Origin of the sequence: Rufibacter hautae (genome assembly GCF_008271695.1) — a bacterium.
Classification (GTDB): domain Bacteria; phylum Bacteroidota; class Bacteroidia; order Cytophagales; family Hymenobacteraceae; genus Nibribacter; species Nibribacter hautae.
The window spans coordinates 507,747-533,577 of sequence record NZ_VKKY01000002.1; the positions used below are offsets into that span (position 1 = coordinate 507,747).

At 51.1% G+C, this 25,831-nt stretch carries 20 protein-coding genes; 6 read left to right on the forward strand and 14 right to left on the reverse strand.

Going from position 1 to position 25,831, the window contains the following annotated elements:
* Positions 1–217: 217 nt before the first annotated feature.
* Complete coding sequence (locus FOA19_RS10990) at positions 218–1,261, forward strand: flavin reductase family protein (protein ID WP_149090875.1); 1,044 nt, start codon at positions 218–220, stop codon at positions 1,259–1,261.
* Between the two features lie 95 nt (positions 1,262–1,356).
* Here FOA19_RS10990 and FOA19_RS10995 read toward each other — a convergent pair whose 3' ends face one another.
* The 3 genes from FOA19_RS10995 to FOA19_RS11005 all read right to left on the reverse strand — a co-directional run bounded on the left by FOA19_RS10995 (position 1,357) and on the right by FOA19_RS11005 (position 5,746).
* The gene (locus tag FOA19_RS10995; protein WP_149090876.1) at positions 1,357–1,797 is read right to left on the reverse strand and encodes a hypothetical protein; all 441 of its coding nucleotides are present in this window, start codon (positions 1,795–1,797) and stop codon (positions 1,357–1,359) included.
* 158 nt (positions 1,798–1,955) lie between these two features.
* Complete coding sequence (locus FOA19_RS11000; protein ID WP_149090877.1) at positions 1,956–4,421, reverse strand: alpha/beta hydrolase family protein; 2,466 nt, start codon at positions 4,419–4,421, stop codon at positions 1,956–1,958.
* A 134-nt stretch (positions 4,422–4,555) separates the two neighbouring features.
* On the reverse strand, positions 4,556–5,746 hold the full coding sequence (locus FOA19_RS11005; RefSeq protein WP_149090878.1) for a transglutaminase domain-containing protein: 1,191 nt from the start codon (positions 5,744–5,746) through the stop codon (positions 4,556–4,558).
* Positions 5,747–5,921: 175 nt separating this feature from the next.
* On the opposite strand from FOA19_RS11005, the gene FOA19_RS11010 reads away from it, so the two are divergent.
* Together FOA19_RS11010 and FOA19_RS11015 are read left to right on the forward strand one after the other, a co-directional pair.
* Positions 5,922–6,257 carry a hypothetical protein gene (locus tag FOA19_RS11010; protein WP_149090879.1) on the forward strand — a complete coding sequence of 112 codons (336 nt, stop codon included), beginning with the start codon at positions 5,922–5,924 and terminating at the stop codon, positions 6,255–6,257.
* A 158-nt stretch (positions 6,258–6,415) separates the two neighbouring features.
* Entirely contained in the window at positions 6,416–6,802 is a 387-nt protein-coding gene (locus FOA19_RS11015; protein WP_223808849.1) for a hypothetical protein, read from the forward strand.
* Positions 6,803–6,937: 135 nt separating this feature from the next.
* On the opposite strand, the gene FOA19_RS11020 is transcribed toward FOA19_RS11015, so the two are convergent.
* A complete protein-coding gene (locus tag FOA19_RS11020; RefSeq protein ID WP_149090880.1) occupies positions 6,938–7,702 on the reverse strand; it encodes an MBL fold metallo-hydrolase in 765 nt (254 codons plus the stop codon).
* Positions 7,703–7,875: 173 nt separating this feature from the next.
* Positions 7,876–9,819 carry a glycoside hydrolase family 2 protein gene (locus FOA19_RS11025; protein WP_149091905.1) on the reverse strand — a complete coding sequence of 648 codons (1,944 nt, stop codon included), beginning with the start codon at positions 9,817–9,819 and terminating at the stop codon, positions 7,876–7,878.
* A 496-nt stretch (positions 9,820–10,315) separates the two neighbouring features.
* Between FOA19_RS11025 and FOA19_RS11030 the strand changes: the two genes are divergently transcribed.
* Complete coding sequence (locus tag FOA19_RS11030) at positions 10,316–11,434, forward strand: glycoside hydrolase family 43 protein (RefSeq protein ID WP_149090881.1); 1,119 nt, start codon at positions 10,316–10,318, stop codon at positions 11,432–11,434.
* Positions 11,435–11,817: 383 nt separating this feature from the next.
* Here the strand turns inward: FOA19_RS11030 and FOA19_RS11035 are convergent, their stop codons facing one another.
* From FOA19_RS11035 to hppD, 6 genes are all read right to left on the reverse strand, one after another.
* Entirely contained in the window at positions 11,818–12,825 is a 1,008-nt protein-coding gene (locus FOA19_RS11035) for a PorP/SprF family type IX secretion system membrane protein (RefSeq protein WP_149090882.1), read from the reverse strand.
* Positions 12,826–12,831: 6 nt separating this feature from the next.
* Positions 12,832–15,456 (reverse strand): gliding motility-associated C-terminal domain-containing protein, encoded by a 2,625-nt coding sequence (locus FOA19_RS11040; protein ID WP_149090883.1) that lies wholly within the window; start codon positions 15,454–15,456, stop codon positions 12,832–12,834.
* 838 nt (positions 15,457–16,294) lie between these two features.
* A complete protein-coding gene (locus FOA19_RS11045) occupies positions 16,295–17,065 on the reverse strand; it encodes a carbon-nitrogen hydrolase family protein (protein WP_149090884.1) in 771 nt (256 codons plus the stop codon).
* Positions 17,066–17,228: 163 nt separating this feature from the next.
* Positions 17,229–17,666, reverse strand: coding sequence for a hypothetical protein (locus FOA19_RS11050; protein ID WP_149090885.1), 438 nt, complete (start codon positions 17,664–17,666; stop codon positions 17,229–17,231).
* A gap of 285 nt (positions 17,667–17,951) precedes the next feature.
* Positions 17,952–19,700 (reverse strand): phospho-sugar mutase, encoded by a 1,749-nt coding sequence (locus tag FOA19_RS11055; protein ID WP_149090886.1) that lies wholly within the window; start codon positions 19,698–19,700, stop codon positions 17,952–17,954.
* A gap of 72 nt (positions 19,701–19,772) precedes the next feature.
* Positions 19,773–20,873 (reverse strand): 4-hydroxyphenylpyruvate dioxygenase, encoded by a 1,101-nt coding sequence (gene hppD / locus FOA19_RS11060; protein ID WP_149090887.1) that lies wholly within the window; start codon positions 20,871–20,873, stop codon positions 19,773–19,775.
* 159 nt (positions 20,874–21,032) lie between these two features.
* On the opposite strand from hppD, the gene FOA19_RS11065 reads away from it, so the two are divergent.
* Together FOA19_RS11065 and FOA19_RS11070 are read left to right on the forward strand one after the other, a co-directional pair.
* Positions 21,033–21,428 (forward strand): hypothetical protein, encoded by a 396-nt coding sequence (locus FOA19_RS11065; RefSeq protein WP_149090888.1) that lies wholly within the window; start codon positions 21,033–21,035, stop codon positions 21,426–21,428.
* A gap of 163 nt (positions 21,429–21,591) precedes the next feature.
* A complete protein-coding gene (locus tag FOA19_RS11070) occupies positions 21,592–22,749 on the forward strand; it encodes a DUF4738 domain-containing protein (RefSeq protein ID WP_149090889.1) in 1,158 nt (385 codons plus the stop codon).
* 73 nt (positions 22,750–22,822) lie between these two features.
* Here FOA19_RS11070 and trpS read toward each other — a convergent pair whose 3' ends face one another.
* The 3 genes from trpS to FOA19_RS11085 all read right to left on the reverse strand — a co-directional run bounded on the left by trpS (position 22,823) and on the right by FOA19_RS11085 (position 25,367).
* Complete coding sequence (trpS, locus tag FOA19_RS11075; RefSeq protein WP_149090890.1) at positions 22,823–23,797, reverse strand: tryptophan--tRNA ligase; 975 nt, start codon at positions 23,795–23,797, stop codon at positions 22,823–22,825.
* Between the two features lie 97 nt (positions 23,798–23,894).
* Complete coding sequence (locus FOA19_RS11080) at positions 23,895–24,548, reverse strand: alpha/beta fold hydrolase (protein WP_149090891.1); 654 nt, start codon at positions 24,546–24,548, stop codon at positions 23,895–23,897.
* A gap of 24 nt (positions 24,549–24,572) precedes the next feature.
* Complete coding sequence (locus FOA19_RS11085; RefSeq protein WP_149090892.1) at positions 24,573–25,367, reverse strand: queuosine precursor transporter; 795 nt, start codon at positions 25,365–25,367, stop codon at positions 24,573–24,575.
* Positions 25,368–25,831 lie beyond the last annotated feature (464 nt).

Consider the following 25,831-nt stretch of genomic DNA (forward strand, 5'->3'; position numbering starts at 1 on the left):
GCTGAGTTGCCTGTAAGCAGCAGAGATAAGCTTGCTTAGCGCCCATAACCCCAAACCGGTTTCCCCTAAAAAAGGGAAGCGGGTTTGGGGTTCTTTTTTGGAAAATGCGCCAAAAACTAACCTGTTTGTGAGTAAGCGTATAGATTGCAAAGTATTGGCCTTATCTCTGGAGCGGTGAAATCCGTTAAGAGGTATTTGACTTGAAAGTGCTGCCTGCATGAGTGCTACCTATCTGCCGCTTACCATTACCCACATCAAGGAAGAAGTACCCGACGTAAAGACCTTCGTATTCGGGGGCGAGGATGCCCAGGCGATCTCTTACCTGCCGGGCCAGTACCTAACGCTGGTGGCGCAAAACAAACAGGAGGAGATCAGGAGGTCTTATTCCATCACCTCCGCGCCGGCTTTAGGCGAGCCGCTGGCCATCGGGGTGAAAAGGATAGAGAACGGATTCCTTTCGCGCCAACTAATTGACCAAGCCAGGGTAGGAGACACCCTGCAGACCATCGGAGCCGCCGGGTTTTTCACGTTGCCCGAGGAGATGACGGCTTACCCGCAGGTGTTTTTTTGGGCGGCCGGAAGCGGAATCACTCCCATTAACGCTTTGATCAAAACCCTGCTTTATGCCCACCCAGGTGTTTCTGTGGTGTTGGTGTACAGCAACCATTCGCCCCAGACCACCATCTTCTTACTGGAACTGCAACTGCTGGCCCAGCAACACCCAGCACGCTTCCAGGTGAAATTTCTGTTCAGCATTTCGCCCCGGTTGAGTGAGGCCCGGCTGCACAAAGACCTTCTGAAAGAGCTGGTGCGGCATTACAGCAAAGTGTCTGCAGAGAATTTATTATGTTATGTATGCGGCCCGGAAAATTACCGGCGTTTGTGCCTGTACGGGTTAAGGGAGATGGGCATACCCGCGGCCAATATCCGGCAGGAGACCTTCAGCACGGTAAAGGTGATCACCAAAGAAACCCCTCCAGACACAGACCCGCATACCGTCACCATCCAGTACCAACACCAGGTGTACCAACTTTCAACCCAGTACCCCGATACCATTCTGCAGGCCGCCAAAAAAGCAGGGCTTTCCCTGCCGTACAGCTGCGAGGCGGGGCGCTGCGGAAACTGCGCCGCCACCTGCCTGCAAGGCCAGGTCTGGATGTCTTACAATGAGGTGCTCACGGACAGGGAAGTCGCCCAGGGCCTGGTGTTGACCTGCGTAGGGTACCCCGTAGGAGGGGATGCGGTGTTGAAGATTGGTTGAGAGGTTGATTTGGGGCTGTTTTTTGGAAATCGGCCTGAAAACGGAAGGGTAAAAAAAATACTCCAACAAGTATATCCTAGTTGGAGTAAAAACGCTCACCTGGTTACGGCACGCTGGGGATTTTCAGTACCCACGTTGAGAAGCCAGTCAAGGGCGGGGGGCACATCCTCAAACATTTTGATTTGGAACTTGTCGCCGATGTGCTGGTGCAGGTGGTGAAAAGACATCTGTCCGTAGATTCCGGGGGCCAGCACCTGGCTCAGATATTCCAACCCAAGCTCCATGACTTTGGGCGTCCAGTATTTCACAATCCAGTCATTGGCCACGTCCCAGGGCCCGATCAATTCTTTGTGGTTGTTCAGCAACCGGGAGCAAGGTTGCTCCTGCAGTAACTTGATATAATAGCTGCCTCCCTCCATCACGGTTTCCAGGGTCTGGATTCCAATCCACTGGGCGTGGATATAGAGGTTGTCTGGCATCCGCTCCGCAATAAGGAAAACATCCCCGTTGGGTTTCTTCAGTTCTACTTTTGTCATCTGGTTTGTCTGTTGCAACGGATAGTCAAGGTCCGTTCTTCCCATCCAGGCTTCTCAGCCAAAATTCGTCGTGGAAATCTAAGTTTTATTACGCAGAACAAAAAAAGGTGGCCTATGTTTTACCACTGACCACCCCTTATGAATAGAAAACAGGCCAATTACCGCATGGTTTGCGGCTGCGGCTTGTTCTTGACGTATTTCTCCAGCCACTGGTCCATTTCCCAGAGCATGTGCATGATAGACTCCTTGGCGCCGTAGCCGTGGCTCTCGGCGGGCAGGAACACCAGGCGGGTGGTGGCACCGTGGCCTTTCAGGGCATTGTAGAAACGCTCACTCTGGATAGGGAAAGTGCCGGAGTTGTTATCGGCCTCGCCGTGAATCATGAGCAAAGGCGTCTTGATTTTATCGGCGTAGTTGAACGGCGACATCTTGGCGTACACCTCGGGGGCTTGCCAGAACGTGCGTTCCTCAGCCTGGAACCCGAACGGGGTAAGGGTGCGGTTATAGGCCCCGCTGCGCGCAATACCCGCCGCGAACAGGTTGGAGTGCGCCAACAGGTTCGCCGTCATGAAAGCCCCGTAGGAGTGGCCGCCCACCGCCACGCGGGTAGGGTCTGCGATGCCCATTTTAGTCACCTCATCAATAGCTGCTTTGGCGCTGGCCAACAACTGCTCTACATAAGTGTCATTAGGTTCAGCGTCTCCTTCGCCCACAATCGGGAAATCAGTGCGGTCCAGCACGGCGTAGCCTCTGGTCACCCAAAACAAGGGAGAACCGTAGTTGATGCGCGTGAACTCATAAGGCGAGCTTTTCATCTGGCCGGCACTGGCGGCGTCTTTAAACTCCCGCGGATACGCCCACATCAGCATCGGCAGGCGGCCCTGTTCTTTCTTGTAGCCTTTAGGCGTGTAGAGCGTGGCGGTCAGCGTGACGCCGTCGTTGCGTTTGTAGGTCAAGAGCTGCTTGTCCACCCCAATCAACTCCGGCGACGGATGCGGGAACTTGGTCACCGCGGTGAGTTTCTTAGACCCGATCTGGCGCAGAAAGTAGTTAGGCGGATCGTTCTCAGACTCGCGGCGCGTGATGAAGATGCCTTTCTCTGGGTTCAGGACATCTACCGGCAGCTCGTAAAAAGGTGCCTCCGAGCGCCACAGGATATCGGCTTTCTTGGTGGTCAGGTTGAACTTGCTCAGATAAGGACGGTTCCCCTGCGGCGAGCCACCCTCGCTGATCATGTACAGATTCTGCCCAGATTTATCCGTCATGAGCACGTTGCGGCCGAACTGGTTTTTGGTCATTACCGGCGAGCCTGGGTCTGAGTACAGGTCTTCGTAGGAACGCTCCACCAGCAGCACCGGCTCGGCGCCCGGCTGGCTTGGGTTCACGCGCAAGCGGCGCTCCTGGCGGGTTTTCCACCAGCGCTCAGTAACCAAAGCTAAGTCCTCGTCTCCCCAGGTAATGCCGCTGAAGCGGAGTTTGGTACCCACCAGCGCCACCGGTTTTTGAGTGAACGGCGCCGCTTGGGTATAGACGATGTCCCGCACTGGCACTTCTTTCTTGTCATCACCGCCATCTTGGGCTTCTACCCAAAAGAGCGTGGCAGGCTGGTCAGCGCGCCAGTTAACGCTTCTGGGGCCGGCCGCCACTGCGTTGAAGCCCACCGGAATGTTCTCGCCCAGCGGAATGTCAGCGATCTGCTTCACCACTTTTCCCTGGCGGTCCCACACTTGCACAGAATACGGGAACAGACTGGAAGGCACGAGGTAGGAGTAAGGCAGATGCGTGGCGGAGACCAGCACGAACTGACCATCTGGAGAGACGCTGAAGGACCGGATAATGCCTTGCTCGCCCAGGTTCGTCTGCTTGCCGTCCAGGGTAACCTGCACGAGTTGGCCTGTTAAATAGTAGTCAAAGAGAGCCTCGTCTTGGCGGTTCTTAAGCAGATCCTGGTAGGTGCGGGAAGGGGCGGTGCGGCCCAGGTTCTCCTGGATAATAGGACCTATCGGCGTGGTGTTAGACTTAGGTGCCTCGCCGCGTGACGGATTCACCAGTTTCACCAGCAGGTTCTTACTGTCGGGTGTCCAGCTGAAGGCATTGCCCCAGGCATCGTTCACGGTGGCGGTGGTGAGTTTACGGGCAGTTTTGTCAGCGGCGTTTACCACCCAGAGTTCAATGCCGTTAGCTACGGTGTTCAGGAAGGCCACTTGCTTTTCATCCGGCGACCAGGTGACATCGGTGATCTTGGCTTTGCTGGGCAGGCCCTGGATGGTGAACTCCTTTCCGCCGGAGACTTTTTTGAATTTGAGGGTATGGAAAGAAGTACCACGGCTGGCCCCGTTCACCGCCGGATTTATGCGGAGGCCCCCGATACGGGCCTCGGGCGCGGCCACCTCCTCAATGGAAGGGTAGCCGGCGCGCTCCATGAGCAGCATCCACTCGCCTTTAGAATCGAAAAGGACGGAGGGCGTGGCTGGGGCTTCAATCAGTTTGGCAATAGACTCAGCGGGGCGCTGGTAAGGCACATTGAGGTCTTTGGCGCCCTGGGCCATGACGGCCGGTCCGGCCAGCGACAAGGCCAGCAGCAGCACCGATAGCCGGGAACGTCGGGAGATGATTTTATTCATGTTTGTGAAGTTGGTGGAAGGATGTATGAACCAAGATATACAAAACTTCTGACATATGTTTAGAGGCGGATTCTGAGAAAACAGCCCCTAAACCCGCCTGCTTAAATCACCAAAGAAGTGAGAGGCCAGCCTATCTACTGGCGCTCTGCCAAAGCTTGCTTGTAGAATAAAGCTTCGCGTTTCTTTACCGGCGTGCTGAGGTACCGGTCCAAAAACTGATTCTGCTTCTGCACCATAGCCGCGGCTTTTTCCAAGGAAACCTTCATGTTCTGCAAAGAAAGGAACAAGTTGGTGTTGTCGGCGGGGTTCACCTGCTGGAGCAGCCGCCTGGTCTCACTGAACTTACCGGCGCAGCTACTGGCCATCTGCCGCAACTCCTGGTCTGACCTGGCTGGCAGAAACCGGTTGTTTCGGTACCTGATGAACTGGTTCAAGGCGTTGATGCCCTCGTTGAAGGTCTTCACGGCCATATTGTACGCGTCTACCGTTTCGTTTTCCCGGATGACGGAGAGGTTCTTCTTCAGGTGGTTCAGTTGGTCCAACACCACCGCCGGAATCACCGGGTTGGCAGACATCCGCCGGATGGCGCCCGTCAATTGCGCCTTCTCTGGAGCGGACCTGTAAGTAGCCAGCGTATCCAGGAACTTGAATGCCGGTTTGGGTTTGGGCAAAGCACCTCTGGAGGAAATGAATTCACTGTAGGTTAGCGGCTGCGTCTGTAATTGCCACATCGGGTCAAACGGCATGTGCGTTTGGATCATCTTGGCCGGCGACACCATAAAGTACTTGGTATTAGCCCGGGAGATGAACACGCCTTTTTCCACCACGCCCGCGCCCCAGGTGGGATCAAACAGGTACCATTGGCCTTGCAGTTGGGCGGCGCACCAGGCGTGCGTCATCGACTGCGACATGCCCCGGGGTATGACAAACCCGGTCACTACGTAGGCTGGAACGCCCATTTTAGCGCAGACCTCCTGGAATACCTCGGCGTAGCCCTGGCAAAGAGCCTTTCTGGTGCTCAGCGTCTGCGCGATTAAGGCTTGTTTTTCGTAAAAGAGGGGTTTTCTGGCCAGGGCCTGCACGTCATAAGCCACGTTAGTCGCAAGCCAATCGTACAAACCTTTTACTTTTTCTTGAGGCGTTTTGTAGTGGCTGTTTAGAAACCGGACAAGCCCATCAGAGGTGCTGGCTTGGGCTGCTGGGATACTAGGGGCGGCGGAGACAGACTCGCCGGCGGGCACAGCGGCTCTCGGGGAGCGAATCACCTGCGCCCTTACCTGCCCACCCATGAAAAAAATGAGAATAAATAAAGCCAGCCTAGCCATCTTGTAGTGGTCTGAGATTAAAGGCGATGTGCCTTTTTGTAACGGTGAAACAGCAACCGCTGGGATAACGTTTCCGGGTTTGTTTTTAAAATTAGCCAGATTTGGATAGTCCCTAAAATAATTGGCTTTATACTTGTATCTAGGTTTTCAAATGTTTGGCCATTGAGAAGAAAATATGAAACGACAGATTGTACAATTCTTTTTTTTAGTGATTTTTCTGGTGAGCGTAGCGTCTTGCTCCAGCTCTAAGAACACCAGCAGTTCAAGGTATCCATCCGGCACCCGTACCTCTAAAAGCCAGAGAACCTCAGACTCATTTCCGGGCGTGATCTTCGGGGAGAGCAGAACCTCTACCAGGGGCCTTCCTCCGGGGCAAGCCAAGAAAGTGAACGGCGACCAGTCTGCGCGGGCTTATGCGCCAGGGCAGCAGAAGAAAGCCGGCAAAGGGCATGGAAACGGAAAAGGCCATGGAAACAAAGGCGGCAAAAAGAAGAAAGGCAAAAAGCACTAAGAGGCTTTTACCCCATTATGAATTTTTTAAATAGGGCTTGCTTAGGGCAGGCCCTCTTTTTTTTATCTGTGGATTGGATTATTTAAGCCCGAAGGAAGCTGGCGGCAAACCACCTGTCTTTGTCCTCGTAAACAGGCGTATACCTTACCTTTAAGACTATGGCTATTTTAGATATTTTCAACGACGACGATAAAGATAAAGACAAGTCACAAACCGCGAACAACGTAAACGATGAGTATCATCAGCGGAACGCACCCGGGAACCACCCAGACCCTACGGCCAAACGCAACATCAACGTGTACGGAGACACCGAGCGCAATGACCAGAAAGACAAACTGGAGAACCTGCACATCGGCGGAAATGAGGTGACCGGGTACGGCGCAAATGACCACGATGACAAAGAGGCCATCTCCCAAGGCCCTGGTTTTGAGTTTGAGGGTAGCTATGATGCCATGGACGGCAGTGCCAACGGCCTAAGGATGCACGACCAGCCTTTGGACAGCAAGGACACCGAATCTGACGAAACCGATTACAACCGCGTGTAAGCCTTTACATGCAAAAAGCAAAAGCTGGTTTTCCATTTCTAGGGAAACCAGCTTTTGCTTTTTAGGGTTTTTTTTAAAAAAAGGCCATAAACGATCTTCATGCCTCTGACAGGTTAGAAGATATATGTTCAGGTTTTAGCTTTTGTTTTCTGGGTACCAGTTGCGCAAACGCACCTCTACGTTTTTCTTGCCGGCCTCTACATTGTTTTTGAAGGCATTCACATCACTGAGCCCACCCTGGCCTCGGTAGTGGTAAGGATACACCACCTTGGGCTTGAACTCCAACACCGCCGAGGCCGCCTGGTTCACGTCCATGGTGTAGGGTAGGTTCATGCACACAAACGCCACGTCAATGTTCTTCAGGGCCCGCATCTCGGGAATGTCCTCGGTATCACCGGAAAGATAAACGTTTTTGTTTCCGATGCGCAGTACGTACCCGTTGCCCCGGCCTTTAGTGTGCATGGCATCAGCGGCCTCGGGGAGGTTGTACATGGGCACGGCCGTGATGTCAATGCCTATTTCGCTGGTTTTGGCACCATTGGTCAGCACCTTGGCCTTGGCTTTCATGGCCTCGGGTAGTTTGTCTACCACTGCCTGCGGGGCCACAATAATGGCTTTTGAAGTTGGCAGCGCCTCCAGGGTTTTCAGGTCCAGGTGGTCGGGGTGGATATCGGTGATGAGGATAAGGTCTGGGGCGGTGAGGCCGGTGAACAGTTGGGCGCCGCCGTAAGGGTCTACCCAGATAGTTTTATTGTTCCACTGCAACACCACGGTGCCATGCGTCACCGGCTGCACAACCAAATCACCTTTCTCGGTTTTGATGCGGTCTGGTTGGGCTAATCCCTGCGCCCAGGATTGCCACGTGCAGAGGCAGAAAAGTAAAAGCAGAAGTTTTTTCATCTTGTGTTTTTTAGGTTGTTGAGTTAGAGGAAAGACAAATTACCGGCAGTAATGTTTCAAGTACAAGTAGGGGAAAGTTCATAAGTTATCAAACGAAGAAACCTGTTTAGAGGGCGTTTCACAGAAATCACCCCCTAAACAGGTTTCAGGCTTCAAGCTAAACCATCAGCAGCTTATTCGCTTTTCTTTTTCTTCAGGAGCCGCTTACTGGGCTTCGCGTCAAAGTCGCTGCCTTTGGTACTAAGGATTCCGGGCGGTACCGTCAGTTCTCCCGTGTGGAAGTCAATCAGCCCGTTTTTCTCTTCTTCAATGTTGGTGGCCTGCGTGTACACATCCCCCGCGATGCGGCGTTTGCGCAGTTCCCGCTTGAAATCCAGGATTCTTTGGGTACGCTCTTCAGAGCCTTCGGGCCCGCCGTAGTCTGAGAACCCAAAGCCGCCCCACTCACTCACAATCAGCGGCGTCTGGCCGCGGTAGAAGTACTGGTCGCCAATCACCAGCGGCAGTACCGCCACACCCTCCATCTCACCGGCGGTAAGCTTATCCAGCAGCTTTTTCCATTTGCCCAGTTTGGGTGTGTACAAGTGGGCGGTCAGCAGATCGGTCTTCAGCTTGCCTTCATAAGAGATGTGCTGCCAGCCGTCATTGTCCACTACCAGGAACTGCGGGTACCTGATCTTCATGAAATGGTAGGTGTCCATGATGTACTGGCGGGTCTCCGGGTTCGTGGCGATGTCCTGGGCGCCCCAGTCCTCGTTGTACAAACTCCAGATGATTACCGAAGGGTTGGTTTCAATGAGGGCCAGCATCCGGAGGAGTTCTATCTTATGGTTTGCGCGGCTTCGCCGGGTAGAGGAGTGCGGACTGGGCACTTCCACCCACAGCAGCATCCCCATCTCATCGGCCAGGTTGTAGATGCGCGGGTCAATACCGGCAATGTGCACCCGCACCAGGTTACAGCCCAGCTCTTTCATGGCGTACATGTGCCGCTTCATTTCCTCATAGGTGGCGGTACCCGGTTGGTATAGGATGCCGTCAATGTAGATCTCCTGGTTGTTGAGGTAAAGGTGGCGGCCCCGAGCCTCAATCTTGCGCAGCCCAAAGTGACCGGCAATCTCAGAGGCGTAGCCGCTGGAGTCAATTAATTGCGCCTCAAATTTATACAGGTGCGGATCCTCGGGGCTCCAAAGCTCGGCGTCCGGCACTTCAATAACCACGTACTGCGACCTCTGGCCGGCCTCTAACCTAAGTTCATAGTCAGAAGTGGCGATGGGGGTGGCGTCATCGGGGGCATTCCGCTCGAAGATGTTTAGCCTGAGCGTGTACTGTCCGGGGTCCTGGATGCGGGTAGTGAAGTTGAAACGCACCAGTGAATCTTCAATTAATCCTTGTACCCCAACCCTGGACCGCAGCCGGTTCCGCTCCACAGTCTCCAGCCAAACGCTTCTGACGGCACCGGTATAGGTCTGGTACCAAATCCCGCCCCGCTTGTACACGTGCGATTCCTGCTTGCCGCGGGGAACCTCGGCGTCCATGCTGTGCGAGATACGCACTGTGAGGAAGTTCACCGGCAGCAAATGGTCTTCGTTTATCTCAAAGGAAAAGGAGTTGTACTCGCCGTAGTGCACATCGCCGCCTTCCACATCGGTGAGGAGACGGCCGTTGAGCCAAACCCTGGTTTCGTAGCCACAGGCCCCAAAGGTAATTTGGTAAATCCTTTTCCCGCCGCTTTCCAGTTTCTCGGGGCGGGTGAACTCGCGCTCGTACCAGGCAATGAGTTTGTCTTGCCAGGCCGGCGTACTTTCCAGTTCCCCTTTTGTTTTGGCCATGTGGTCTTCCACCGATCCGGGCCAGTTGGCGGTATGCTCGTATTTGTGCCCAAGGTACCAGCCCTCCCTAATGCCGCGGTCTTCCTGGTCCAGGGAGAATTTCCATTCGCCGTCCAGCAAAGAATAGGTATTAGGCCGAAGGACTACCCGCGGGATGGGGTTCTCTGTGCTCCGGGAGGCAACGCCTTCCTCCTCTATTTCAGCCTCAATGGACTCCTCAATTTTTTTAGAAACAACGGATTCTTCAAAGCTCTCGGTAACGTTGAGGTTGGGGTGTTTAGAAGTCATAATGCTCATTGATTTGTAGACGTGTCTGGTTTACTTCTTGCTTAAACGAAGTTTTTTTCTGGTAAGGTTGTCTCTGAGTGAAATGAGTGAAGAAAAATGCTATTTTTATAATGCCTCCGGTTTAAGCCCTTTTTTGAAAAAATAGTTCAAAATAGCTTTTAATCAGAGATTTACGATTTGTCTCCAACGCCTTTTTTAGTGGATCTGTTTAGACCATCGGCAAACGTTTTGTTTTATATCCACCAGGAATCGTCAGCCGTTTTTCAAAAAATAGGAGGGGAGGAGTATGGTCTTTAGAAGTTGATGCTTGTTAGAATTCTGAACCTGGAAACGGTATAAACAATGAGTTCTGTTGTTAAAAGAAACATCTAAATAGCATCTAATATTTATGGTCACAGTCCGAGAGGCGTTTTTGCCCTTATTTCTTGAAATCGGTTGCAAAGAGGCTGGAGATTTGCCTATATTCACCTGAACAATCCAAACTTAAAACCATAAGATGACAAAGTTTAGAACCGCAAAGTACCTTCCTTTGGTATTTGTTGCCGCTTCTGCCTTCTCCAGCGCCTGCCAGAAGCAGAGCGGAGCAGAATCCCAATCTGCCGATGTACAAAGTGGTGCTACTGCAACTGCAGACACGGCTTCTTCCAAGTACCTGTCCAAGCCGCTCATCCCGGGCATGTATACCGCAGACCCATCGGCACACGTGTTCAACGGTAAAATCTACATTTACCCCTCGCACGATATTGAAGCCGGTACCCCAGAGAATGACAACGGTGATCACTTTGACATGCGGGATTACCACATCTTCTCTATGGATGACATCAACGGCAAAGTGACCGACCACGGTGTTGCCTTGGACATCAAAGACATTCCGTGGGCCAAGCGCCAGCTGTGGGCGCCTGATGCGGCTTTCAAAAACGGCAAGTATTTTCTGTATTTCCCGGTGAAAGACAAGCAGGACGTGTTCAGAATTGGAGTGGCCACCTCTACTTCGCCTACTGGTCCTTTCAAAGCAGAGCCTAAGCCTATTGAGGGAAGCTTCAGCATTGACCCAGCCGTTTTCACCGATACTGATGGTTCTTCTTACATGTATTTCGGCGGCATCTGGGGCGGACAGCTGCAGCGTTGGGCTTCCGGCAAATACGACTCTACCGTGGCGCCTGAGCCAGCCTCTGGCAATGCCCTGGCCCCTAAAATGGCCAAGATGCGCGCCGATATGTTAGGCTTCGAAGGCCCCGTGAAGGATGTGCAGCTTCTGGACGAGAACGGCAAGCCTTTCCCCGCCACCGAGCACAACAAGCGTTTCTTTGAGGCTGCCTGGGTACACAAGTACAACGGCAAGTATTACTTCTCTTACTCTACCGGCGACACTCACAACATTGCCTATGCCGTGGGCGATTCCCCAACCGGGCCCTTCACCTACAAAGGTGTGCTCCTGAACCCGGTTGAAGGCTGGACAAATCACCATTCTGTGGTTGAGTTCAAAGGCAAGTGGTACCTGTTCTACCATGACACCGAAACGTCTGGTAAAACGCACCTGCGCAACGTAAAAGTAACCGAACTGACTCATCAGCCAGATGGCACCATCAAAACCATCACCGCTGTAAAATCATAATTAAGGTTTTTCTAAAGCATAAAGGCCCCGCTTCTCTTTTGAGAGGCGGGGCCTTTTCAATAGGGGTAAGGTAGAGGCAATTCCTTGTGTTTGCCCTTTTTGCCTCGTTTTTAAAGAATCGCTTAGAATATGGTAGTGGGATTATGGCCTGGTTTCATGAAAACAGCCGCAAAACAGTTTAGGGCAACCACAAGGGATTGCCCCTACATTATCAGCAGAAGTAAGGGAATAGGCTGTGTTTGGCTTCTACAAGTTTTGTGAGCTTAGATTTGAAGGTTTGCCTTCCGGGGTTTCAGGTGCGTTTTTAGAAATATAGCCTAAAAACAGCAGCGGCTCAATTCTTCAGAATTGAGCCGCTGCTGTTTAAGAGTAAGAAGAAGGCATTAATGCATCCATCTAGGGCAGATTACCTTTCCTTTGTTGAAGAGTTTTAAGCCAAGGACAACCTCATGGGTGCCGGAATTGGCGATGTTCAGCTCAGAGGTGTTGTAGTCATAAGAGTAACTCAGGTCCATGATGGTGCTGATGTTCACCCCGGTCATTACAGCAAAAGCATCCTGGTTCCGGAAGGAAACACCCGCCCAAACCCGGTCTGCATAAAGGGCCCTAAGGTTGAAATCCAGGGTAGAGGGGCTGGGATTGGTAAACTTGGCCAGGATGGAGGGAATGAGGACAACATCCCGACCCACGTTGAATTTATAACCGGCGGTACCAATGAAATGCTTTTGCAGCACATTGTTAGATTGCTCGTCTTCCTGCTCTGGATTCAAATCGCGGTTGCTTTTCAGGAGCTGTGCGCCAGACAATCCCACAAAGAACTGGTTGGAGTAGATCCAGGTTCCCACGCCCAGGTCAAAGTAGTTGCGGTTCACGTAGTCGCTCCCGATGGCCGGATCTGGGTTGGAGAACGTGGCTTTGCTAGGATTGAAGCTGTTGCGCAGAATACCGGCACTGGCACCCATAGACACCGTAATGGTTTTGGTAATGGGCAAGTGGTACGCGTAGGTGAGGTTCGCGTTGGTGCGGCTCAGCGGACCCGTTTCATCCCTGATCACCTGCACGCCTACGCCGTGGTGCGGATACTGCCGCACAAACCGGTTCTGGTTCACGGTACGGGTGCTGGTGATTCCCTTGCCCACGTTGCGCACGCTGGAGACCTGCTTGTTCAAAGGGGTATGCGCACTGATGTGGTAGGTCTTGGGCGCGCCCTCAAGCCCTACCCACTGCTGACGCGTCCCAATCTTCACCTCGGTGTAATCTTCTATGCCGGTTATGGCCGGATTAAGTAAGTAACTATTGATCATGTATTGGCTAAACTGCGGCCGCTGTTGTCCCCAGGCCGGGGCAGTCAGGAGCAGTAGAACCAAAAAAGCGCCTATATATCTCTTCATCTGATTTTATTTGATAATGGTAACGCTGCCCGTGAACGGCTTTTCATCTTTTTTCAACCGGATAATGTAGTAGTAAGTGGCCAAAGGCAACGGACTTCCATTATGGGTTCCATCCCAAGGCTGGCTGTACCCGTTGGACTTGAACACCTGGGCGCCGTATCGGTTGAAGATTTCCACGGTGGCCTCTGGGAAGTTCTCAATGTTCTGGATCTCCCAGGTTTCATTGATGCCATCGCGGTTAGGGCTGAACGTGTTCACAATCACAATGCGCGGCAGAACGGTTACGGTGACGTCATCTACCGCCTCGCAACCTGCTCCACTGGAAACCGTCACCGTGTAAGTGGTGGTCACGGACGGGGAGGCAAATGGGTTGGCCACATTCGGGTTATCAAGGCCGGTGGTAGGTGTCCATTTGTAGGTGTTTCCGCCGGTTGCCTTCAACTGCACAATCTGTCCCTGGATGATGGTGGTGTCTCTACCAGCGTTAGCCGAGATAGGAGCAACCGTTACCCTAACAGCCGTACGGCGAGGGCTCACACACTCATTGGCACTGATCGCTTCCACGTAGAAAGTGGCATCGTTAGTTAAAGGAGGCGTGGAGAAAGGCGAGCCAGAACCAATTGGACTTCCACCAGTAGCCTCAGTGTACCAGGCGTAGGTGAAGTTACCGGTAGCCGGAAGCACTTCCAGCACCGCAGAACTTCCCTGGCAGGTACTCACATCAGCTGACTTTACAATAGGCGCTTGGGGTAATTCCTCAATGTCAATCTTGATGGCTTCGGCCGAAGGCACAAACCCACAGTTTGAATTTTTGTACCGGGCCACTCTTCTGAACCAGGTTGGCTGTGACACGAAAGCAGGGGTAAAAGATGCCCCGTTTTTGTTGTCAGAACCTTGGGCCGCGGCGGCATCCACGAAGCCAGCGGTGGCGCTGGTGGTGCTACTTTGCCAAACGTACTCAATATCACCGGAGAGCAGGTTACCGGTGAAGGTGGGTGCGTCTCCTCTACAAACTACTGTTCTGTCTACCTCAATGATATTCTCGCTTGGATCAATCACCGGTAGCACCTCAATGGTGATCACGTTGCTGAGGTTAGGCGTGTCGCACCCCTCAAACGTAACCGTACGGCGGTATTCTGTGGTCTGCGATAGTTCCGCTGGGGAGTAGCTCTGCTGGTCGTTTCTACCTGCGGCAGGAGCGAAGGCGGTTTCTCCCTCCGCCCGGCTTTCCCAAAGGTAGATGGGGCGGTTCGTACCCACCCGGGCATCGTTACCGGTAAGTGCGGCGGGTTTGGTATCCGCGCAAATGGTCTGCGCAGTGCCAATGGTGTTCTGGATGTCTTGCTGAATGATGTTAATGGTAAACTCAGCGCGCTCCAGGCTCTCGCAACCATTCTCCACGGCGGTAATATAGAATACCGTTCTGCTGGTGACAGGGCCTACAAAATAGGAAGGTACCGGTCCGCCGGTGTTCAGCGGGGTCGTGCTAGTTGGAGAAGAATAGAAGTTATAGGATTTGGTTGGGTCATTAGGGCTGGGTGCTATTTCATACGTGCCACCGGCGCAGGTAGAGGTTTGGGTTTCCTGCAAGAATGGCTTGGCTGGCAGCGGCGTGAAATCTATGTTGATGAGCGTTGGTCCCTGTAAAACGTCAGAGAATTCGCACTCATTCGCATAAACTAAGGAAACCACATAAGATCCCCTTTTCGGAAAAGTAAACCTTGGGTTTTCAGCCTTGGGGTCACTGATGGTAGCTCCTGTCCCAGAAACTATAGTCCATTGAATAGATCCTGCTCTAAGCGTGCCTAAGTTGTAATCCAGTTTTCCGTCCTGACTTCCTATTAATTGGCTTCCATTGATGGTCAACGGCGGAGCATTAGGAGAAAGGTCCTCGCATTCGCTAATGGCCTGGGCGTTAGCCTGCGGATACACGATGACTACATTCTCTTCGTGTACATACCGCCCATCAGACTCTGCGTCTGGATTATCAGGATCTACCGGATCTTCTGGGCCATCAGGGTTATTGGCGTCAAAGCAAGCGCCTTTGATACGCAGCCTTATGGTGTAACTTCCCTTCAGGTTGAACTGTATGATGGGGTTTTCCGAAGTGGAATCAGTTCCCTCGATGAATTTTGCCACAGTGGTGGGAACCTGCTCGTCGCTGCTGTCGGTGATCTCCCAGGCATAAGTCAGGCCCGTGGCCGGGGTAGACTCGTTCTTCAAGGTAACCTTCACGGGGATACCGCAGGTGTCGGCACTCTGGGGCGTCATGCGCTCCCGTTTATCCACAGTGAACTTCGCTTCCTCCTTGTTCACCGTCATGGCCACGGCATCAGAGGTGTCTGCGGCGCAGGATGGGCCTCTCACAATAACCGTATAGCTACCGGATTCTTCTAAAGGATAAGTGCTTTGGTTTGCGTTAGGAATATTGACCCCGTCTTTTTGCCATTGGTACAGAAAATTCTGGCCAGACGGAGTAGCCGTCAATGCGGTGCCAGAGCAGACTGTGGTTTGAGCAGGAGGGGTGATGGCAGCCCCACAAGGTGATGGCGGGGTGGTTTGCCCATAAAGGAAAGAGGAGCTATAGAGATATATAGCAAATATCAGCAGATAGCTTTTGAATGAATGCATTCGGTTTTCTGGAATAAGTAAACAACATCAAATACAGGTAAACATGTTGAAGAAGGAAATTCCACAGAACTATTCCGTCTGCCAATCCAGAAACAGAGTGCTTTTCTAATTTGATCCAGATGTAGGAGTGTGGTAATAGTTATATCAAATGTTCTCTCTTCTTAAGTATATGAACCTCTTGTTATTAATCGTAAAAAAAGGAGTTTTAGTATACTGTTTCCCTTAACTATTTCCTTAAAACAAAAGGGAAAAAAGCACTTGGTCTTTGGCTTCTCGCATTCTCAGGTTCCTGGCATATCAGCCTACCCAAAATACACAATAAAACCAAATCCACAACCTGGCAAGCCCAAATCCTTGGCCACGTTCGTCTGACCTTCCTTAAAGACCGAACATTACCACGGTTCTATCCTTTACCTCCTAGAGTACTCCTAAGCAGAGTAATAGTTTCCCTTAAAGAAACTAAAACTATAATAAAAAATGGAAAATACTGTACTTCTTAACAAAGAGATAAAATAATACTCTCACTTATGTTCAATCTTTCTAAGGAAGCAGAGATTTCTTAAAGGATGAAGCGGAGTACATAATGTAAAGAAACTAGAAGTAGCTATGGGTTCTTAGTTGGAAGTGCTACGCTGTTTTTTACCAACTAAGAAAGCTGAGTCGATATGATATGATTATGCCTCCGGTTACCTGATGAGTAGATGATGACTTGAGCTTGGAAGAGGAGGAAAGTCGTTTTAGCCCTTGATTAAGCAAAAAAGGCCACAAACAGAGGGCTTCTACTTGTAGGGTAAAGTTACTCAGATGAAACTCTAGTATCATCTGAGTAACTGTAGTGCTACTTTATTGGGTTAGAAACTGTCTGTTGGTAGGCGTAATCTGGATATTGCCTTTCTATCAATTCTTGGGTAGTGGTGTTAAATACCAACAGACCCTCCTCCGTGCCGTTGAGCTGACCTAGGAGGTCGCCTTGGTTATTCCAGATAGATGATTTACCTCCGCAGGTGAAGTTATCGGAAAAACCTACGCAATTGGCTAGGCCTATGGTCATGACATAACTCTTTGACACCTCGGTCAGTCTCTCTAAGGCTTTGTCCATGCCCTTCACGGATTTGGCCACGCTGGCTAGGTAGATTTCTGCTCCGTTTCGGGACGCATCTTGCGCGTGTTGGGGAACAAATACCTCATAGCAAATGGCTAGTGCTACTTTAGGTTTTTGGCTGAGAAAGCTGATGTTGTTATGACCACCTACGAAGAATGGTTCCTCATCTGCGTGCAGGAATTTTTTTGAATAGGTTTGCCTTGGCTGATAAGGCTGAAAGAACACCAAACTGATACAGGTTCCCGCTTCCGATTTGATGGGGACGCCTATGCCTATGGTCACCTGTGCACTGTTGCTGATGTCCTGAAAAGGGTCAAACCTTTTATCCTCTGGGGTGGTGGCTAGTGCTTCGGCCAGTTCTGGTTCATACCCGGTGATGGAAAGCTCCGGGAAAATGATGGTATCCGCACCTAAGGCAAGCGCCTCTGATATAAAAGTTAAGTGGTTTTCTATATTCCCCTGGATGTCTCCCTTAATGGGTTTGGTCTGAACTACACAGATTTTCATTTCTTGGCCTTTTTATAGGAACTGCCCCATAAACGGCAACTGTTTCAGGAGGGAAATTACATAATCTTTTCGCAAAGAATGACCAGAAGCTCCTTTATATAATTGTGGGTTAAGAATGCAGTCTCCTATAGAAGAATCAAAAGTCCATTTTCCTCCATCCTCCTCATTTTGCCAGGTTGACCTTAACAGAAAGGGAAGTGATACGTGATGATGCCATACCTCCTCTTTTGAAAAGGGGAGAAGTGTTCTGATGCAGCGACAAGGATACAGCCTTTTTCTTAGTGCTTGATGATTCTATAAATAGCGGAATACTTAGAACGCACAGGCCTACACCCGCAGAAGCTACATCCTCATGGGTATCCGTCGTATAGGGGTAGTTCCCCAATAATACCTTTGGTTTATCCTCAGCCTCCAACTCATGCAGCAAAAGACTTACGGTGGCTATGGTTATACCTGTGCCAAGCGCAATCCAAGCCCAGTTTTTTTGGCTTTTTGCCTTTTGTATATATTCAGCCTGGGAGAGTTTTAGGCGTTCAGGTTTTCTTTGCCCATACATAGTCTGCGAGAAAAGAAGCATTAAAAGGAATAGAGTTGTTTTCATCTCATTTATAAGAAATGATCCATTTTGATGGACGGGCTTCAATTGGAAACACGGCACTTGTGGGTTGGTGCTTGTGGGTAGGAGAGGAGATGATTTGGGTATGAACCCAATAGAGAATCAGAGGTATATGTATAAGATAATCAATGGCTTAACCAATAGCAAAGGAATAAAGCCTTTTGTGCTAGCTGAGTTATGATTTAAGCCTTTATTCTTTAAAACAGCTTAAAAACAAAAGGGCTTTCCTGCATTAACCAGGAAAGCCCTTTTTACTTAAAACTAGATAGTTTATTTCAGGTTCAGATCGGTGATGATCCGTTGAATTTTGTCATTCAGTTTCTGACCTACCTGGTCAAATTCATCGGCGGAAGCCAGGGGCTCGCGTACGCTGAAGTAGAACTTAATCTTAGGCTCGGTGCCGGAGGGTCTGGCCGATACTTTGGTGCCGTCCTCGGTGAGGAACTGGAGCACGTTGGAGCTTTCCAGGCCTGTGGCGCTTTCCTCGCCGTTGCGCAAGTTTCTCCGGAAACCGGTCTTATAATCGATCAACTCCACTACTTCAGAACCTGCAATGGATTTGGGCGGATTCTCACGCAGTTCCTGCATCATTTCCTGGATTTCCTGAGCACCGCGGTGTCCTTTTTTGGTCAGAGAGATGAGGTCCTCCTTGTAGAAGCCAAACTCCTGGTACATCTGGATCATGAGTTCGTAGAGGCTCTTGCCCTGGTCTTTGGCGGCCGCTGTCATTTCCGCGATCATGGCGCAGGAAGATACCGCGTCTTTGTCGCGCACGAAATCACCCACCAGGAAGCCGTAGCTTTCCTCGCCGCCGCAGATGTACTGAGCCTCGCCTTCTTTCTCGCGCATGATGGTCGCAATGTACTTGAATCCGGTAAGGGTCTCATAGCAATCTACCCCGAAGCCCTCGGCCACGCGGTTGATGAGATCGGTGGTCACGATGGTGTTCACCACGTATTCTTTGCCGGTGAGTTTACCGGCTTTTTTCCAGGCCTGCAGGATGTAGTAAGTAAGGAGAGCCGCAGTCTGGTTTCCGTTAAGGAGGACAAACTGACCGTTCAGGTCGCGGACGGCGATGCCCACGCGGTCAGCATCGGGGTCAGTGGCCAGCACCAGCTCGGCGTTCAGTTCCTGGGCTTTCTGCATGGCCAGGTTCATGGCGTCTTTCTCCTCAGGGTTCGGGTAGACCACCGTTGGGAAGTTGCCGTCAGGAGTAGCCTGCGCTTCCAGAACGTGCACGTTCGTAAAACCGAAACGTTCCAGCGCACGTGGTACCAACGTAATGCCGGTTCCGTGGATAGGGGTGAAGACAATGCTCAGGTCGTGCTGGCGTTTGATCATCTCGGGGTCTACTGAAAGTGTCGCCACTTTGTCCAGGTACGCCTGGTCCAACTCATCCAAAATGAACTCCACGTTCGCCTCGTTGCGCTCAAACTTCACCTGGTCCAGCGAGGTGATTTTGTTTACCTCGGCAATAATGTTCTTATCGTGCGGAGCCGTTACCTGACCGCCGTCGTTCCAGTAGGCTTTGTAGCCGTTGTATTCTTTGGGGTTGTGCGAGGCCGTCAAAACCACGCCGCTCTGGCAACCCAGGTGCCGGATGGCGAAGGACAGTTCCGGCGTAGGGCGCAGTTCACTGAAGAAGTACACCTTGATGCCGTTGGCGCTGAACACATCGGCAACCACGTTGGCGAAGTAGGGGCTGTTGTTGCGGCTGTCGTGCGCAATGGCCACACTGATTTGCTGACCGGGAAAAGACTTCAGCAGGTAATTGCTCAGGCCCTGGGTAGCCATGCCTACTGTGTAGCGGTTCATGCGGTTGCTGCCCACGCCCATGATGCCGCGCAGACCGCCGGTCCCAAACTCCAGGTCCTTGTAGAAAGAATCGGTGAGGGCATCAGAGTCCTGGCTGTCAATAAGGCGTTGCAGTTCGGTCTTGGTGTCTTGGTCATAGGCACCCTCTAGCCAGGTGTTCACCTTGGTCAATACGGCTGGTTCCAGCGATAGATTATTATCCATAGTTTTGTAGAAAAAGGCAAAAGCGTTTAGGGGCTGTTTTGGAGAAAACAGTCTCAGAACGGCTTTCCAGGTTTATAGGTTACCCCGCAGGGCTTGTTCACGTTCAATTGACTCAAACAGCGCTTTGAAATTCCCCTTCCCGAAGGATTTGGCGCCTTTCCGCTGGATGATCTCATAGAAAACCGTAGGCCGGTCTTCCACGGGTTTGGTGAAGATCTGCAGCAGGTAGCCTTCGTTGTCTCGGTCCACCAGGATGTTGAGGTCTTGCAAAGGTTTCAGGTCCTCGTCTATGTGGCCCACGCGGTCCAACAGGTCGGCGTAGTAGGAACTGGGCACGCTCAGGAACTCCACTCCGCGCCGGCGCAACTCGTCCACGGTAGACACAATATCATCGGTGGCAATGGCGATGTGCTGCACGCCCGGGCTGTGATAATAGTCCAGGTACTCTTCAATCTGCGATTTCTTCTTGCCCTCGGCAGGTTCGTTGATCGGGAATTTGACGTAGCCGTTGCCGTTGCTCATCACCTTGCTCATTAAGGCTGAGTACTCCGTGGAGATGTCCTCATCGTCAAAGGTGAGCAGCAGCTGGAAGCCCATCACCTTGGCGTAAAAGTCCACCCAGGTGTTCATCTCGCCCCAACCCACGTTGCCCACGCAATGGTCCACGTGTTTCAACCCCACAGGCGCCACCGGCACCGGGCTTTTACGCGGCTTGTAACCCGGCATAAAGGCGCCGGTGTAGTTCTTGCGCTCTACAAACGTATGGATGGTCTCACCATAGGTATAGATAGACGAAATGCGTACCTCACCATACTCATCAGTAAGGGTCTGCGGCTCTCCCGCCGATCTGGCACCGCGTTTGGTGGTTTCCTCGTAGGCTTGGTAGGCATCGTCTACCCACAGAGCCATCACCTTCACACCATCGCCGTGCAGGCGCACGTGCTCAGAGATAGGCGAGTCTGGCATCAGGGAGGTGGTGAGCACAAACCTGATCTTGCCCTGTTGCAGGACGTAAGAAGCCCGGTCCCGCACACCGGTTTCAGGGCCGGCGTAGGCTACCAACTCAAACCCGAAGGCGCTTTGGTAGAAGTAGGCGCTCTGCTTGGCGTTGCCCACGTAGAATTCGATGTAATCTGTACCGTTGAGGGGAAGAAAATCGGTGGGCTCAGCCATAGGGGAGGTTTTTTGGGGAATAGCTCTGGTTAAAATGTCAATTTGTGTAAAAATAGAATAAATGCGCAGGAAAGAAAATAGGTTTTTCGCGTAGGGTATTTGGGGCGTCTACTTGGAAATAGTCTCAGATGTTATAAAATTTGTAAAAAATAAGAACCCATGAATATCCAGGAACTGAATACCGCGCTGGTCACGATAATCCAGAAAAAGCAGGAACTAAGCAAACTCTCTTACAATGATAATCGCTACGATGACGTGGAAGAGGAGCTGCATGATTTGGAGGATGAGTTCAACGACAACTTCGGCGAGTATCTGGAAGACGTTTTAGGCGATGTGCACATGAAAGTATGCCCAGACACCGATGTCCTGCTCCCTACCGCTTACCTGCCAGAAACCCTGAACGCAGAGGAACTGAACGGCAAGCAGGGCGTGTGGGTGGAGGCCGATGCTTACCCCAACAAAGAAGCCCGCCTGGTGTTGATCCCTAACCCAACCCGGCTCTTCCTAAGCGTGGGCAAAACCGTGCGCGAAGAAGTCTGGAACGCTGACGTTTAGTCTTCGTCTTTGGCCTCGTAGCCAAAATATGCGCCAAGAAATACGGCTCCTGCTAAGCAGGAGCCTTTTCTGTTTTAAGGCAGTTTTTTAGTTAAACGGTTAAAAACATAAAGCTTTAGAGCATGCCTGTTGTAATTAATTTTTATTGTTGCTATCCTTCAGGATGAAAAATGAACTTCGGCTCTTAGCCTTCTTGGTTTGCCTTGCGCTGTGTGCCTGCCAGAAACAAAAGCCGGTTGCGCAAACAATTGCTGCCCCAAAGGCCGATGTCAGGAATGAAGTTGTACCGGTAAATGATACGGTTTATGAGACGCAATACCTTTACTCCCGGGAAGAAGAAAAGGACAGAAATGAACAGAGCGAGTTCAAAGTAGGTAATGATGTTTACAAGGCGTTTACTGAAAGCTATAGCCTCAATGACAGCTCCTTGGTACAAATTCTGCCAGATAGCATAAAAAGCAAGCAGATGAGTGTAAAGAAATTAAAATGCCACAACCACGTCTATAACATTAAGCTAACTAAAAACGGGAAGCTGGTTTACGAGAAACAATTTACCAAACTTGATTTTCTGAAACTAGATGATGACGGATTCTTGAAAGAGAGTGCCCCAAATGCTCCTTCTTTTAGAGGAGTGACGGCAGATGGTAAAGTACTTTTCGATATGTGGTTTTGCCTCCCGGATAGTGACTTTGGCGGTATCTCGTTCTTTTCCACAGACCTGAAAGGAAACCTTCTCCAGTTAGAATCTTACAGCAGCACGGGAGGAAACGGTTGTGACGGAGGAGTAGAGACGAGCCCTGATAGACGTTATTTTCTTTCCTGTCAAAAGTTATACGGTCCAAAAGGGTATGTTTTCTCTTTCGGGAAACCAGACATGGTGAAAGCGACCTTTCTGAGTGATACAACCTTTGTGGCCATCTATGACTTCGTGCACCGCTCTTATAATAAGTTGAAGGGAGAATGGGAAGAGACACATGATGAAAAAGCTAATAACTTAATTGTGTATCATGTGAATGGTAAAAGATTAGCCAGCTACAGGTACCGGGGGTTTACCAATGAGCTAGACTATAACGCTCCACTAGAAATTTTTAAAGACCCAGGAGTTCTTGTCTTAATGGATACCGAAAAAGAAGAAATTCATTCCATCTCCTTGGCACATTCGCAAGTTTCCGCTGTGTATTCCTTGTCATCATTAACCAAACTCACCTCAAGAAGCCAAATGCCTGACTGGCAAGAAGCTTCAATGGAAGCCTTAGGCAAAAAATACTACTTCTACTTTGCCTTAGATACTTTGAAAGCTTACCATATAGCAAAAAGATAGAAGTAAAAACAAGAAAGCCGAAGCAGTGAAGCTTCGGCTTTCTTGTTTTTACGTCGTTTTCTCTGAAAATAGCCTAAAACCCAAGCTTCTCACGTACGCGCTGAAGAACGGGTCCGCCGATGGCGCGGGCTTTGGCAGCACCTTCGGCTAACTTGGCGTCTACTTCAGCCAAGTTGTTCATGTAGTAGTGAAAGCGCTCGCGCGGCTCAGCGTATTTAGTGAGGATGAGGTCATACAGGGCCTGCTTGGCGTGGCCGTAACCGTAACCGCCCGCCAGGTAGTTCTGGCGCATGGTCTCAACCTGTTCAGGCGTGGCCAGCAGCGAGTACAGCTTAAAAGTGTTGTCAGTGGCTGGGTCTTTAGGGTCTTCCAGGCCTTTGCTATCCGTCACGATGCTCATGATGCGTTTGCGCAGGTCCTTGTCCGGCAGGAAAATGTCAATGGTGTTTCCGTAGGATTTGCTCATCTTCTCCCCGTCAATGCCCGGTACCGTCATCACGCTCTCGTCTACCTTCGCCTCCGGCAACACAAAGGTCTCGCCGTAGATGTGGTTGAAAGAACTGGCCACGTCGCGGGTGATTTCCAGGTGCTGTACTTGGTCCTTGCCCACGGGCACGAACTCGGCATCGTAGAGCAGGATGTCGGCGGCCATCAGGATAGGATAGGTGAACAGACCGGCGTTCACATCGGCCAAGCCGCGGCGAGCTGATTTATCTTTGAAGGAGTGCGCGTTGGCCAGCATAGGATACGGCGCGAAGCAGCTCAGGTACCACGTCAATTCCGTCACTTCGGGCACGTCTGACTGGCGGTAGAAAATGTTCCGGTCAGTATCAAACCCGAAAGCCAGCCAGGCAGCCGCCACCGCGTAGGTGTTCATGCGGCGCTCCTGCGCATCCCGGATGGAGGTAAGCGAGTGCAGATCAGCAATAAAATAAAGCGAATCGTTCTCAGATTTCTTGGAAAGCTCTATTGCGGGAAGGATGGCGCCCAGCAGGTTGCCCAGGTGCGGACGGCCACTGCTTTGGATGCCGGTGAGAATTCGTGCCATGTTGTTTTGATAATTTGTACAAAGAAAGCGATTGCCGGGCAAACGGGAAAGCCTTTCTGTTTTAGACCCATTTTTGCAGAAATACCGAAAAAAGGTCTTAGTCCAGGTACCGGTTGATGACTTGGCTCACTTCCTCGGCCCTGTTCATGACTATGAGGTGCTCGCCGCCTTTCACCAGATGCAGGTCCGGATATTGGGGCACAGGCAGTACTTTGTCTGCGTCGCCGTGAATCACAATCACTCCTTCTGTAGGTGCCTGGTGCCGCCAATGCAAAATCTGGTGCAGCGACCAGCGCAGGAAAGACACACCGGTATCCCGAATGATGTCACGCAGAATGCGTTTCTCTTCCCTTGTATGAGCCCCGAACAACCAATTCGCCGGATAGGTCCAGCCTTTGAACATACCCAACGGCAACCACTGGTGCATCTGCAAAGTACCCGCTATTTTATAGTGCATGGGTAATTCCTGTGTATTCGCCAGGCTGGACAGCAGAATCAACCGCCTCACCGGAATCTGCTTCGCGATTTCCTGGATGACCATACCACCGAAACTCAGGCCCAACAAAATGGGCGGCTCCTGGTTTGGCTCTATCTGCCGGATCAGTTTCGTGGCGTAAGAAGCCATGGTATCCTGAGGCTCTGGGGTAATCCAATGAATGATTATAGGATTAGGATGGCGCAACTGTAGGAACTGGAACAAGCGTTCATCGGCGCAGAGGCCGCTCAGCAGGTAAAGGGGAGATTGGCTCATGAAATACGGGTACGAAAGAAAGTACTAGTCTTTCGCGATGAAGGTTTCCATAGGTACATGGTGCTCCTCGGCCAGGTAGCGGTCTATAAACGTATGCGCCACGTACAGCACAGGGGTGAGCACCACCGCTACGGTAAATTTATAGAGATAATTGATGACGGACACCGAAAGGACCGTTTTCAAATCCCAATCCCCGAACAGGTAAAAGGCGATAAACAGTACCACCACCGTGTCGACTAACTGCGAGACCAGCGTAGAGCCCGTAGCTCTGAGCCAGATCTTCCGGCTGCCGGTCAAATGCTTGAGCCAATGGAAAACATGCGCATCCAACAATTGCCCCAGCAGGAAAGCCACCAAAGAACCTACAATAATCCCCAATCCCTGCCGGAATACTTTGCTGAACGCGTAGTCCATGTCAAAAGCAGTTCCGTTTGGTCCCTGGCTGTTGATCTCCTGCCAGAACTGGGCCGGCGGCAAGGCGGTAGCAATGACAATCACCAGGAACGCGTACGCGATAAGCGCTGCCGTCAAAAAGCTGATACGCTTCACCCCGTCTTTCCCGAAATACTCATTAATAATATCAGTAGTAATAAAGACCACCGGCCAAATGATAACGCCCGCTGTAAGGTTAAAATCCAACTTGGTGCCCAACACCGGAATCTGCGCCCCACCTAACCCAAACACGCCCTCGCCCGAGAAGATCTTCACCCCAATCAATTCTGCCAGCAATGCATTGGTAAGGAAAATACCACACAGCACCATATAGAGCTGCCGTTTCTTGAAGCCCATATTGCCATTGGAAGAAGAAATTTGCTGCATTTTGTGCGGATAGAAAGTAAGGGAATAGGTGATTTGGACTGTAAAGATGGAAGAAAGCGGCTAATAAGCAATAACCAAAAGTGCCGGTGTTTTTAGGGTAATTTTGAAAAAACGGCTTCTAAACGGATTTTCAGAAGTCGGTAGGAGAGACAGTATTATCATGGAACTTCTGACTGGGGCTAATTTGCAAAAGTGGAAGCGTTTTGGCTAGCAGGTGTAAACGCCATAAATTATGATTTAGGCTCACTGCCTTACATTTTCGCTTGGGCAATCCTGCGGAGGAGAATCTGGGTTTTGGTGAATGGCATTGAAAAGCACTAAACAGATAAAAGTAGGTCTTGAGGCTATCGTTTCACGGCAGTTGCAAACTGCCGGTCATAATGGGTCCAAGTCACAGACTTGAACCATGGTAAGTAGAGAGTAAACGCCACTACCAGCAGGTGTAAACACCCCTCTTCATAGCT